Origin of the sequence: Aliivibrio sp. S4MY1, assembly GCF_028765545.1 — a bacterium.
Lineage (GTDB): Bacteria > Pseudomonadota > Gammaproteobacteria > Enterobacterales > Vibrionaceae > Aliivibrio.
The window spans coordinates 72,283-84,073 of record NZ_JARACP010000012.1 but is presented as its reverse complement, the minus strand read 5'-3'; the positions used below and the strand labels follow the sequence as shown (position 1 = coordinate 84,073).

At 35.2% G+C, this 11,791-nt stretch carries 14 protein-coding genes and 1 pseudogene; 9 read left to right on the top strand and 6 right to left on the bottom strand.

Annotated features, from left to right (window positions below; genetic code table 11):
* Window positions 1–68: 68 nt before the first annotated feature.
* Together PVK71_RS14510 and PVK71_RS14505 are read left to right on the top strand one after the other, a co-directional pair.
* Entirely contained in the window at window positions 69–755 is a 687-nt protein-coding gene (locus PVK71_RS14510; RefSeq protein WP_274419593.1) for a TIGR01621 family pseudouridine synthase, read from the top strand.
* Window positions 752–1,687: a class I SAM-dependent methyltransferase gene (locus PVK71_RS14505; RefSeq protein ID WP_274419592.1), complete on the top strand. Its 936-nt coding sequence runs from the start codon at window positions 752–754 to the stop codon at window positions 1,685–1,687. The genes PVK71_RS14510 and PVK71_RS14505 overlap by 4 nt, the downstream gene beginning before the upstream one ends.
* Window positions 1,688–1,766: 79 nt before the next feature.
* Here the strand turns inward: PVK71_RS14505 and PVK71_RS14500 are convergent, their stop codons facing one another.
* The 5 genes and pseudogenes from PVK71_RS14500 to PVK71_RS14480 all read right to left on the bottom strand — a co-directional run.
* The gene (locus PVK71_RS14500; RefSeq protein WP_274419591.1) at window positions 1,767–2,168 is read right to left on the bottom strand and encodes a GspS/AspS pilotin family protein; all 402 of its coding nucleotides are present in this window, start codon (window positions 2,166–2,168) and stop codon (window positions 1,767–1,769) included.
* Between the two features lie 74 nt (window positions 2,169–2,242).
* Entirely contained in the window at window positions 2,243–2,545 is a 303-nt protein-coding gene (locus PVK71_RS14495) for a YciI family protein (protein ID WP_274419590.1), read from the bottom strand.
* Between the two features lie 104 nt (window positions 2,546–2,649).
* Window positions 2,650–2,997, bottom strand: a complete 348-nt coding sequence (gene yciA / locus PVK71_RS14490) for an acyl-CoA thioester hydrolase YciA (RefSeq protein WP_443111727.1) — start codon at window positions 2,995–2,997, stop codon at window positions 2,650–2,652.
* Window positions 2,998–3,152: 155 nt separating this feature from the next.
* On the bottom strand, window positions 3,153–3,698 hold the full coding sequence (locus tag PVK71_RS14485; protein WP_274419588.1) for a septation protein A: 546 nt from the start codon (window positions 3,696–3,698) through the stop codon (window positions 3,153–3,155).
* A gap of 171 nt (window positions 3,699–3,869) precedes the next feature.
* A pseudogene (locus PVK71_RS14480) lies at window positions 3,870–4,565 on the bottom strand (dicarboxylate/amino acid:cation symporter); the annotation flags it as partial.
* 51 nt (window positions 4,566–4,616) lie between these two features.
* Between PVK71_RS14480 and PVK71_RS14475 the strand changes: the two are divergent.
* From PVK71_RS14475 to PVK71_RS14445, 7 genes are all read left to right on the top strand, one after another.
* On the top strand, window positions 4,617–6,638 hold the full coding sequence (locus tag PVK71_RS14475; RefSeq protein WP_130043325.1) for a recombinase family protein: 2,022 nt from the start codon (window positions 4,617–4,619) through the stop codon (window positions 6,636–6,638).
* Between the two features lie 199 nt (window positions 6,639–6,837).
* Window positions 6,838–7,395 carry a hypothetical protein gene (locus PVK71_RS14470; protein WP_130043326.1) on the top strand — a complete coding sequence of 186 codons (558 nt, stop codon included), beginning with the start codon at window positions 6,838–6,840 and terminating at the stop codon, window positions 7,393–7,395.
* Between the two features lie 30 nt (window positions 7,396–7,425).
* Window positions 7,426–7,800, top strand: a complete 375-nt coding sequence (locus PVK71_RS14465; RefSeq protein ID WP_130043327.1) for a hypothetical protein — start codon at window positions 7,426–7,428, stop codon at window positions 7,798–7,800.
* Window positions 7,801–7,804: 4 nt separating this feature from the next.
* Window positions 7,805–8,107, top strand: a complete 303-nt coding sequence (locus PVK71_RS14460) for a hypothetical protein (protein WP_130043328.1) — start codon at window positions 7,805–7,807, stop codon at window positions 8,105–8,107.
* A 373-nt stretch (window positions 8,108–8,480) separates the two neighbouring features.
* Window positions 8,481–8,657: a hypothetical protein gene (locus tag PVK71_RS14455; RefSeq protein ID WP_165366795.1), complete on the top strand. Its 177-nt coding sequence runs from the start codon at window positions 8,481–8,483 to the stop codon at window positions 8,655–8,657.
* A gap of 141 nt (window positions 8,658–8,798) precedes the next feature.
* Window positions 8,799–9,167: a hypothetical protein gene (locus PVK71_RS14450; RefSeq protein WP_130043329.1), complete on the top strand. Its 369-nt coding sequence runs from the start codon at window positions 8,799–8,801 to the stop codon at window positions 9,165–9,167.
* A 55-nt stretch (window positions 9,168–9,222) separates the two neighbouring features.
* A complete protein-coding gene (locus PVK71_RS14445) occupies window positions 9,223–10,836 on the top strand; it encodes a hypothetical protein (protein ID WP_130043330.1) in 1,614 nt (537 codons plus the stop codon).
* A gap of 33 nt (window positions 10,837–10,869) precedes the next feature.
* Here PVK71_RS14445 and PVK71_RS14440 read toward each other — a convergent pair whose 3' ends face one another.
* Window positions 10,870–11,637, bottom strand: coding sequence for a hypothetical protein (locus tag PVK71_RS14440; RefSeq protein WP_130048249.1), 768 nt, complete (start codon window positions 11,635–11,637; stop codon window positions 10,870–10,872).
* Between the last annotated feature and the right edge of the window lie 154 nt (window positions 11,638–11,791).

Sequence of the window (11,791 nt, the reverse complement as noted above, 5' to 3'; positions counted from 1 at the left end):
GATCGGCGTTTTTATTGGAATTGAGATACCATCCTCGCTATACTCTGCGCTCAATTTTAGGAGCGCCAATGTTCGATATCCTTTATCAAAATTCAGATTTTCTTGTTATAAATAAGCACCCAAACATCAGTGTTCATAAAGACGACGGTGAAACCTCATTATTGATTGAGTTAGCTAAAGTTAGTGGAGATAAGCAGCTTTATTTAATTCATCGTTTAGACAAGATGACATCAGGGCTATTGCTTATTGGGAGAAACCAATCAGCAGCCAGTGAATTATCACAGCTATTTGCAAAGCGTTTAGTTGAAAAATACTATCTTGCGATTGGTGATAAAAAGCCTAAGAAAAAACAAGGTCTGGTTATTGGCGATATGGAGCGTTCACGTAGAGCATCATGGAAGCTGATCAACAGTAAAGAAAACCCTGCAATTACTCAGTTTTTCTCAACGGCTGCACATAATGGCAATCGTCTATTTTTATGTAAGCCTCATACTGGTAAAACTCATCAAATTCGAGTCGCATTAAAGAGTGTCGGTTCGGGTATTTTGGGTGATTCAATTTATAGCTCATCTAAAGCAGATCGCGGTTATCTTCATGCGTATGCTTTACGCTTTACTTATCAAGAACAAGCGTTTGAATTTGTAGAAGTCCCAAAACAAGGCGAAGAGTGGCAAGATGACACCATTCAAGTAGGATTAGCGCAGTGGCAAACACCGTGGACATTAACTTGGCCAGAGATTAAGAAGAAATCATGAAGATAGAAGCATTAGATACGTTATTTACCCATTTAGAAGCACAGTTAGCAACATCACAGAATGAGCTTCGTCGTTTATTCCATGGTCGTGGACAATGTTTTGAAGGTTTAGAACAGCTCACCGTTGATTGGCTTCAAGGTCAACTAGTCGTGGCGCTATTTAAAGAGCAAGATCCTGCTTTTGTTGAAGCTCTAGAATCAAAGTTGAACGCCTTTGCCGGATCAGATGCATGGAAAAATGCTAAAGGCCAAGCTATTTTATTACAACACCGTTATCAAGAATTAGCACCTACTCAAGTCGTGTGGGGCAGTGAAGATTCTTTCCCTGTTGCTGTAGAAAATGGTTTGAAATATCAGCTAGAGCTTAAAAAGAATCAGAACATGGGGCTATTTTTAGATATGCGCTATGGTCGTAAATGGGTTCAAGCGCACAGTGAAGGTAAATCGGTATTAAACTTGTTTGCATATACGTGTGGCTTTTCTGTTGCTGCGATTGCGGGTGGCGCAACTCAAGTGGTTAATTTAGATATGGCGAAAGGTCCGCTGAGCCGTGGTCGTGATAACCACCGTTTAAACGAACACGATTTATCAAAAGTAAAATTCTTAGGTCATGATATCTTTAAGTCTTGGGGCAAGATTAAGAAACTGGGTTTGTATGATTTGATCATTATTGATCCGCCAAGTTTTCAAAAAGGCAGTTTTGCATTAACTAAAGATTATCAAAAGATCTTACGTCGTTTACCTAGTTTATTGAGTGAAACGGGTGAAGTGCTAGCTTGTGTGAATTCACCGGCGGTATCTACTGATTTCTTAATTGATGGAATGGCAGAGGAAGCGCCAGAGCTGAAGTTTGTAGAGCGTTTAGATAACCCGCCAGAGTTTGCAGATATTAACCCTGAAAGCGGCTTAAAAGTGATGCGTTTTACCCGTTAGTTTATAAGCGGTATAAATTTAGAAAAGCCCTCTCATTATTATTAGTGAGAGGGCTTTTTATTCTCTGTCGGTATGAACTTTATTTTTCTTCGTTCATTTGTTCACGATCTAAACACGACTGTTCATTAACAAAAATATCGTTTTGTTTTTGGCCACGAGAGTTACGAATTAGGTAACGATAAGAAACGCCTTTTTCTAGTACAGGGCGGATTTCCTTATCTTTACAGTAAGTTGTGATGCTGTTTTCAATGATTTGATTAGTACTCATTTCACCAGCGCCACTGTCTAAAAAGATCATTTCAACGACACCTTGCTTCTCTTTTACTTGAATTAAGGTGAGTTGTCCCATCTCTAGTGGAAGGGTACTGGCAAGAATACTAGCCCGATAGTCTGCCAACATTTCTATTTTTTGTTGTTGTTCGTTAGAAGCACAACCTGAAAGTAGAATAGCGCTTAACGCAGTAAGAATAAGTTTTTTCATTGTGATTCTTTTTTAGTTAAATACAAGTGAGTTATGAACATGAATAAAGTAATAGGTCATGTTTAAACAAGAAATTAAGCGGGCAGTACTTTTTTAAATGGTTTAACGATGACATTCGCATAAACCCCGGCATCAATATATGGATCATTGTTAGCCCACTCTTGAGCTGCTTCTAATGAAGTAAAGTCAGCTATTACCGTTGAACCAGTAAAGCCTGCTTCTCCTGGGTTTTCTGAGTCGATTGCAGGCATTGGCCCTGCTACCAATAAACGACCTTCATTTTGTAGCAGGGTAAGGCGCTCTAGATGTTTTTCACGAACACTTAAACGACGCTCTAGGCTGTTTTCAACATCTTGAGAAAAAATTACATACCACATGGTTGAGTCCTTTTATGTTGTATCGTCATTGATATAGCCATCATAAAAAAAGCTCTAGCCATAAACCAGAGCTTTTTATGAATTAATCAGAAAAATTCTAATAACTACGCAGTTTTAGGGATTGGACGCGGTTTTCCACTCGAATCAATCGCAACATAGTTAAAAGTGGCATCACAAACCATAAAGCGATCTCCAACACCGTGTTCTTTAATTGGCTTAACCCATACCTCAAGATTAACTGACATTGAAGTATGGCCAATTTTCACACATTCACCGTAGCAGCAAACCACATCGCCTACTTTTACAGGTTTTTTAAAGGTAATACTTGATACTGAAACCGTAACAATGCGTCCCCCTGAAATCTCTTTCGCTAAAATACCACCAGCTAAATCAAGCTGTGACATAATCCAACCACCAAAAATATCACCATTCGCGTTGGTGTCAGCGGGCATAGAGAGAGTACGAAGAAGCAGTTGGCCTTTAGGGGCTTGTCCAAAGTGATCTGGGGTTGTCAAAGTGGTTTCCAATACAACTAAAATGAAGTTAAGCCAATTTTAGCACATAAAAAAGCCGTATTGTATACACGGCTTAATCATTATCGTTTTAGCTATTCTTGTTCTTCTTTTTTTTCTTTTGGCATGTGTTTGTAGACGTACATGCCTGTAAATAGAGTATATAAGAAGGTTAAGCCTAATAAACCAAAGACTTTAAAGTTAACCCACACATCAAGTGGCATTTCGAATGCAACGTACAAGTTAGCAATCGCGCAAACCGTAAAGAACAGCACCCATGCGTGATTAATCTTTGCCCATTTATCATCAGGTAAGGTAACTTCTTTGCCTAACATGCTTTTAATCACTGGTTTACCAAGAATGTGGGTAACGATTAAACCTGCTGCAAACACACAATAAACAATGGTAACTTTCCATTTAATAAAGTTGTCATCATGCAAGAATATTGTCATGCCACCAAAGACTGTCACCATAATAAAGGTGATCAGTTGCATCTTTTCAACTTTCTTATATAGAGCATAAGTTACAATTAGCTGCACTGCAGTTGCAATGATTAGTGCTCCTGTTGCGGTGTAGATATCGTACATCTTGTATAGAGTGAAGAAGATGATCAGTGGAATAAAATCTAAAATTTGTTTCATATATATAGGTTGAGCCAATAATTAATTATGTAGCGAGTGTATCGAAAATTTACAGGGGAGGGAATCGCTAAAAATTGCTTGTTACATTTTTGCGGAAATAGATAGAAAAAGAAAAGGCCAATTCATACGGATTGACCTAATTATCTTTATTAAAGAGAATGAATCTTATGCTTATTTATTTTCAATAGGTGTATCTATTGTGTCTGTTGTTTCAACCATTGAATCAACAATCACAGCACACGCTGCATCACCAGTGATGTTAAGCGCGGTACGGATCATATCGAAGATACGGTCTAAAGCGAATAGAAGCGGTAGGCCTTCAATAGGAATACCTGCGGCAAGTAAAACCGCAACCACTAAGAATGATGGGCCAGGAACACCTGCTTGACCAACAGCCCCAAGTGTTGATGTAACAATAATTGCTAGATAAGCGCCAATTGATAAATCAATGTTGAATAGCTGAGCAAAGAAGATAGCAACTAAGCCGTAGTAAATTGCGTTACCAGACATATTGATGGTTGCGCCTAATGGCAGAACAAACGAGGCGGTAGAGTTGCGAACACCTAGGTCTTTCTCAACAGTTTCCATTGTTACTGGCAGTGTAGCCATTGAAGAGGCTGTAGATAGAGCAACGGCTTGTGGCTTTTTCATTGCAAGAAGGAATTTCTTGGCTGAAGTTTTAGTTAATAGACCTACCATTAATGGGTAAGCGATAAAACCGAACACAAAAATAGCGGCAACATAAACCATAAACAGCTTAAATACGACCATTAACGCGCCAAAACCAAAAGTACCAACGGCTTCCGCCATTAGACCAAAAACGCCGATAGGGGCGATAATCATTACTTTGTTAATAGTAAAAAGAAGATTATAGCGGTATTATGTTCGAAACAATGAAACATTTAGGTCAGTTTAAATATGAGACTCAATGATTTAGCAGTAGTGGTATCGAACGTTAAACCCGTAGTGATCACTTACACACGATTTTCTACAAGCATACAAAAAGAAGGTTTATCAGAGTATCGACAAGATGAATTGACCCAAAGGTATGTAATTGATTTTTGTGAAACACATGGTGTTCCACTCAACGATATAATATCTCTGAAAGATCGTGGTGTGTCAGCATACCGTGGCAAAAACATGACGCAAGGTTCGTTATCAGAACTGATAAACCTGTTTAAAGGTGGTGAACTTCCAAAAGTGTATAACGAGAAGGGCGAGATAAACACATTCTTTTTCATAGAATCCCTTGACCGATTAACACGTTCAGATCTGCATACTGCAAACAAGCTTTTCTTAGATTTGGTTGAATACTGCAACATCGTAGTTGTGGCTGAAAATGAACAAAAAATCTATTCCTTGAACTCACTCAAATCAGATATGGGAATGTTGGACTTGTTTTCTGCGCTTCTCACGCTTTCTCGATCACATAATGAGAGCCGAATGAAAGAAATGCGACATCGTGAAAACTGGTCGAAAAAACGCCAAGAAGTCATTGATTATTTCGATTTGACTGAGGATCAAAGAGGTGGTCTGAATTATCCTTTAAACCCGACAAAAACTTGTCCTTGGTGGCTTAAACCGAAGCCAGATAATCGAGGTTTTGAATTTATAGAAGAAAATAGAAAAGCAATGAAGTTTTTCTTAGAAAGAATGCTTGATGGATACGGTCTAACTTCGTCAATCAGACGTTTAAATGATGCTATAACTAAGGGCGAATTCAAAGTCGAGTTTTCAAAGAAACAAGATACAAAAAAAGGTTTTCAAACACACACTTTTTATCAGGTTCTTACAGATGATAGTAATGAATCATTGATTGGAAATCTGATCTTTCATAAAGACTATTACCCAACAGAAAAGGATGTTCAGCAAGGGCTGTATGATAGAAAAAAATTAGGGAAAAAGGTGCGTATCCCTGTTTATACGGCAAAAGGATTTTACCCTGCATTGTTGACAGAGATTGAGTTTCTTATGTTAAGAAAGATGATGGGTGAAAGAAAGCAATCAAATACAAAACCAAATAAGCGAGTAGCAAACATTGCGCAAGGGATTTTAAAGTGTCCTAAATGTGGATATAGCTATGTAGTAAATGATGATAAACGTTCAGGCAGACACGCAAACTTAGTTTGTAGTTATTCTCGATCAGGTAAATGTGATGCGTATACGTACCGTGTTGAGTTTTTTGAACATAATCTATTGAGTTATTGCAGAAACATTAACATTGGACGAGTGCTTGGGTATCAAGTTGACGATAGTGCTGTCATGGAAGAACTGACAAGACTACGGCACGATCAATATCAAATAAATCTACTAAAATCACAAGTACAAGTCGAAATTGAACAGTTGGTTAACAATATATCTAATATTACGATTCCATCATTGCTTGAAAAAGTTCAACACGATTACTCCAAAAAAGAACTACGAATTCAAATGTATGAAGATCAGATGAAAGCTATTGAAAGCGATATATTAGCTATCAATATGCGACACAAGAATAGCATAGATACCAATGATTCGATTTACGAACTGATAGATGTTGTGTCTGAAAAAAGAGATGTTGAAAAAAGGGAAAAACTAAATATAGAATTGAAAAAGATAATCAAATCTATGAACTTGATCAATAAAAAAGACGCAGACAATCCATTTGGAAGAAATCTTTTGAAAGTTGACTTTTTTGATGGTTATTCAAGATTTATTCCTGTTGATCGCAAGCTTGAAAACGAAGAATTGTTTGATATTTTACCTGTGATAGAAACAGAGACAGTTAAAGATTCGATTGATTATACAACTACAATAATTTTACCAATAGACTATCTGGAAGGATTAGAGAGCAAAAAATACCCGCCAGTTGAAAAAATGGCACAATTCTATCAAGAAAATCCAGCGAAATACCTAAAAATAAAAAGGCAAATCGAACAGTCAGATCAAATCTTTGTTTGATAATTTAAAGGCACTTTCATAAGTGCCTTTTTTATACCTGTTATTTTTTTTAGAATTTTGCCACTCTATAAAAAATCTCATTCATCAAAACCACGCAACAAAAGCATTCTTGCTGTCCCTCTGTGATATCTCATTCAATGTATATTGAAAAAAGCATAAAAAATGATACATAAATCATATATGCAGAAGGAAATTTAGAATGAAAAAACAAAGAAAAGAGTTGCTTTCTAAAATCGAAAGTGAACAAAAAATCATAAATGATTACATTCTTCAAAATCAAAAACTGAAAGACAAAGTTGATCTGTTTGAAGAGCAAGAGAGTGTTTCAAGCTTTGAAGCTGACAAGATTCATAACTACTATCAACACTATTACTTAATCAAATCAAAAATCAACGAAGTGAATGATTTAGAAAGATTAGTTAAAGATTTGGGTATAAGAAACATAGTGTCTAAAACAAAATCGTTGATAGATGATAAAGAAGCTGAACTTGATATTTTAATGAATAGAAGAGTTGAAGTTGAACAGTTGTTAGAGTCTTTAAGCAAAGAGTTATCTAATGAGATTGAAGCTGAAAGTTATGATTGTGATACTGCCTTTTCTTATGCAAATTTCGATAATGAACAAGAGTATTTGAAAAGAGAAATTGAACGTGTTGAAAAGCAAATTGAAACATTGAAAATCAACAAACTAAGTAAGTTAAAAAAAGCATTAGTGATGCTGTGTGTAGTTGTCGTTATTGCAGAGTTATTTTTATAAAACAATAAATTAAAAGAGAGGAATAGAAAAATGAGTATAAAAAGTATTTTATTAAACCTAATGGCAGTATCAATATCTATCTACACAGTAGCAAGTAAAAGTTCAATTGAATGGCTTGCTGTGCAAGAACCAATCTTAGCCATAGCTTTGATGATTCTTATGTTTATGTATATCTTAACCAGTGTCTTTATGACGCTTCAAGCTATGGAGTATAAGCAAAAAGGTAAGGAGTTTTATCAAGCTGTATGCGCTAACGCTTTGATGCTGATAACGGGGATTATAACGATGTTTAGTGCTGAACTTATCACGACAGCTATATATAAGCCATTTATCTTAGTTTACTGCTACTTCGGTCTTTGTTTAGTAGTGTTATTGTTAAAACAAAATTCAGTGAAAAGTGAGTAATTCTATGAGCGAAAGTATGAAAATATTTTTTAATTCTGATTTATCGAAAGATTGTTTAACTTCTCTGCTGCCAGTTTTTTTGATGTTAGTTTGTATATATATTACACAAAATATGTTTTTCAATATTTCAGTTAGTAGCTCTTACGTAGAATCAAAGCACAATGTCTTTGAAGTAAGTCATAACTTACCAAACGCAAAAAAGTTGAGCGATGAAGAAAAGAAAATGATTTATGAAAATGCTGATTTGGCACTCAATGCTTTTATGAATGTATCTGCAAATCAAAGTTCAAACAATGACAATGAATAAAACAAAGTGATAAGCAAAAGCTTATCATTTTTTATGAATAACCCACATCAAACCCACAACAACAACCCTCGCAATCTTAAATAATCCAGAAGACACGCTCATAAGAGCGTGAAGAATCACAATAATATAATTATTATTGTTCTATGTTTGATTTTTCCCTTCATTCCGTTGTTTCTAATGTTTGTTGTAAAGTTATGCGTATCTTTCTGCGTAGGACAAACGCCAGCTTGAATATTGTTGAGTAAAGACAAGGTTCAAAAAATTAGATTTAATCTCACGTTTATAGAAAATAGCATTAAAATATTTTTTCGTTTTACTCTTGCATTTTTCTTTTAATATGTTTTATTGAATACATGACAAGGAAGTTATTACTATGAAAGACATAAATAATAAAGAGATAAAATTTAATCACGAAGATTTAAAATTTATCAATGAAAAGAAAGAAATGACACTTGATGATCTTGCCGATGGGGTTAAGTTTGAGAATCAAGAAATGAAGTTTAAGTCAAAGTTGCCAAAAGCAAGGAATAGCTTTAAACCAAGACGATAACTTTTAAACAAGAAATATTGAAAAAACTCCTTTTTGATATTTCCAAAGAAAGAAGCTTAATTGCTTCTTTTTTTGTATCTGGATTTGCAAAATCTTATTTTTTTGATATCACATATAGTATAACTAAGGAGAAATATTTATATGATTAACAGTAAGGTTTTTAACAAAGATTACGACATTTTTATTGACGTTATTGACTACGATTTAGACTATGAAGAGTTTCATTTTATAGTTGATGAAGAGACTTTTGTATTGAGTCTAACAATGCTTAACGGCTATGAGTTAATGACGAAAGATAATTCAATGATTGAACACGATTCAGATTATGAATTGATTGATCAAGAAGAGTTGCACCAACTTCACCAGAACTTAAAAGCAACAAGCTTTTACAGGAAGGTGAAACAAAGAGCTATCGAACAGGTGATTAAAGCTGATTCTGAAATGGCTTCAATCGACTGGAATGAGCAAGAGCTTTATGAGACTGAACTAATATTGGACGATTTACAATAGCACTTTTGCAAAAATTGGAAATGTGCTTAACAACTGAAAAACAAGGAATTTTTAAATGAATAGAGAAGAATACACAAAAACCAAAATCCAAAAGACAGAAGAATCTTTGAAGCAAAGACCTTCTGATTTGAACTCATTGAGAGTGAATATGAACCAACAAAACTTTGAATCTAATGAAGAGTTTGTTGATGAGCTTTTCAACCAATGTTCAAAATACGATATTAGACCTGAGATATTTTTAGACCAAGAACAGAACTATCTTCAAATGCCAGCAGAAGCAAATGAGCTTTTACAAGACAAAGTGATTGACTTTCAAGACGCTGAACAAAAGGCTTTTGTAGCTCAAAATGACCAAGACGTTTTAGATCAAGATAAGACGTTGATGAAGTTTAACCCTGCAAAAATTAACGACTTTAAAGCAACTGATGAAGCTACGAATGATGAACAAAATGATCTGGTTATTGGTAATTCTGATGAAGAGCAATTTGTTGATTATTCTGGTGTTAATGATGTAAACCCTCTTAAAAAAGCTGAACCAGAGAATCAGAGTGATAGTGAAATTCAACAGCAAATAAAAAAATACGATGAGTGGGAAAAAGAGTATCGTGAGAAGCTGAAAGAGTCTTTGTCTTTTGAAAAGCAAGGTGTGCTTAAAGAGCGTGTTTTTGATCCAGATTCAAACACCTTTGCGACTTACACAAAAGCCATTGGGGGCGGTTATAAAAATGCGAGTGCTGGTGCTGACGCTTCGGTTAAACAGATTAAATCAATGTTCGCCAATGTAAAACCACCTGTATTAAACAACGCTCCAAAAGATGAAGAGACGCTTAAAAATGTCGTTGAAGCGTGGAAAGAGTTAAAAGCTGATGGATATGATATTTCAAAAATTAGTTGTGGCTTTGGAGTGCCAAAAGCATACAAAGAAGCTCTAAAAGAACTACAAAAACAAGATTTAGTAGTTAATCAAGAGTTAGAACTTGATAACTCTCTACAAATCGGAAAACCGATTGATGTTCCTGTTGAAGCTATTGAAAATGAGTCTAAACAAACAGAAAAGAACGTTGTAGAAGAGCCAAAATCTGAACCAACAAGCGACACTGAATCACCAGAATTTCAACCAGAACAAACATCGCAAGGCGATGTAGAGCAAGAGAATGAAGTTGTTTCGCAAGAGATGAGTGATTTTGCTAATGAGCTAAACGAAAAAGCTGCAATACCAGTTCAAGATTCATCCAACGCTTATGAAGAACCGCCTGAATTTGATGATGGTTTTGATTTCACGAGTGAACCAGTTAATGAAGATTCTGACGTTCAGCAAGAACAAACATTCGAGAACCAAGAGACTGATTTTGACGAATTGCCAGTGCAAGAAAATGCACCATCACCGACATACAGTGATGAAGGTGAGCTTGCTTATTATGAGCGTCTAAATGTTGAAAAACAGCAAATTGATGATGATCAGTCAGACGTTAAAAATGATGAGGTTGAGCCAGAGCAAACCGTTGAACAAGCACAAGAAGAAGTGCTTGAAGTAGCGCAAGTAGTGGATCACGATGCTGAATTACTGAAAGAGCTTGAAAATGATGTAGATAATGCACTTGAACAGCAACAACAAAAAAACGACTCTCAAAAACAAGATCGTAGAAGTCGAAATCGACAACGTAGATAAATGAAAAGAACAGGTTTCAAACCTGTTCTTTTTTTATACTGTAACTTTGTTCAATGCTTGGCTCATACACGCTTTTATCAACATCACTTCGGGTATGTAGTAAAGCTGTCTAAGATTGAAATTCTCTTCAACGTTTCTGAACTGATTTAACTGAATCAAATTCTCTACAAGACTATCTAATCGCATTTTACAGCTACCCCTTTCAAGCACCGACACTTCTTCATAGTGTCTTTGCAATTGCTCTTCTAAGACCAAGTAAGCTTGCTTATATGCTTCTGAACATTGTGGCTTGTCGTCAATCGTCAGAGCGTTAATAAGCGCAACGACTGAACGAGGCTTCAAGCCAACGTTTCTGAATTCATTCATTAACTCGTTTTTAAGCTCATCGTGTTCTAAAAAAAACGTCAAGGATTGATGAATCTCTTCAAAAAAGACTCTTTTAATCACTACTGAGCGACTGTGCTTCTTCTGTAATGCTTTCCAAATTTCTTCAATTGTCAGATCTTCGCTTTTAGTTAAATCAATGCCAAAAGATTTAATGAACATATCGACCATTTTATTATAGAAATTGTCTCTTTTCTCTAATGCTTTTTTTGTCGATTCTGAATATTTATCAGCAGCATAAGCTTGTAAGTATTGTTTGTTTAACAGTGAAAAATTAGCAGTAATTTTAAGCAAGCTTTGATATTTAAAGCCAGAAGCTAAGCAGATAAATTGATTTAAGCGATCATTTTCTTCTTTTGTTGCAGGTTGCTTGATATGTATGTATTGCACTAAGTTTGATAGTTGTTGTTTATTCATATAGATACTCCATTATAGTTTTTGTGATTGCTATAATATCTATACCATTTTTAATATAACTTTCAATTTTCTAAAAGAGTTATGCTTTTTTTGCTATACATTTTTTCATCAAAAATGGAAAAAGTTCAAAAGTAAAAGACCTTGTTTAAAGTGA

Coding starts and splice junctions, on each gene's coding strand:
- PVK71_RS14485 (WP_274419588.1), bottom strand. CDS start 3,698: ATGAAACAAATTTTAGATTTTATTCCACTGATCATCTTCTTCACTCTA.
- PVK71_RS14440 (WP_130048249.1), bottom strand. CDS start 11,637: ATGAATAAACAACAACTATCAAACTTAGTGCAATACATACATATCAAG.
- PVK71_RS14455 (WP_165366795.1), top strand. CDS start 8,481: ATGAAAGACATAAATAATAAAGAGATAAAATTTAATCACGAAGATTTA.
- PVK71_RS14445 (WP_130043330.1), top strand. CDS start 9,223: ATGAATAGAGAAGAATACACAAAAACCAAAATCCAAAAGACAGAAGAA.
- PVK71_RS14470 (WP_130043326.1), top strand. CDS start 6,838: ATGAAAAAACAAAGAAAAGAGTTGCTTTCTAAAATCGAAAGTGAACAA.
- PVK71_RS14465 (WP_130043327.1), top strand. CDS start 7,426: ATGAGTATAAAAAGTATTTTATTAAACCTAATGGCAGTATCAATATCT.
- PVK71_RS14475 (WP_130043325.1), top strand. CDS start 4,617: ATGAGACTCAATGATTTAGCAGTAGTGGTATCGAACGTTAAACCCGTA.
- PVK71_RS14495 (WP_274419590.1), bottom strand. CDS start 2,545: ATGTGGTATGTAATTTTTTCTCAAGATGTTGAAAACAGCCTAGAGCGT.
- yciA (WP_443111727.1), bottom strand. CDS start 2,997: ATGCCCGCTGACACCAACGCGAATGGTGATATTTTTGGTGGTTGGATT.
- PVK71_RS14505 (WP_274419592.1), top strand. CDS start 752: ATGAAGATAGAAGCATTAGATACGTTATTTACCCATTTAGAAGCACAG.
- PVK71_RS14460 (WP_130043328.1), top strand. CDS start 7,805: ATGAGCGAAAGTATGAAAATATTTTTTAATTCTGATTTATCGAAAGAT.
- PVK71_RS14450 (WP_130043329.1), top strand. CDS start 8,799: ATGATTAACAGTAAGGTTTTTAACAAAGATTACGACATTTTTATTGAC.
- PVK71_RS14500 (WP_274419591.1), bottom strand. CDS start 2,168: ATGAAAAAACTTATTCTTACTGCGTTAAGCGCTATTCTACTTTCAGGT.
- PVK71_RS14510 (WP_274419593.1), top strand. CDS start 69: ATGTTCGATATCCTTTATCAAAATTCAGATTTTCTTGTTATAAATAAG.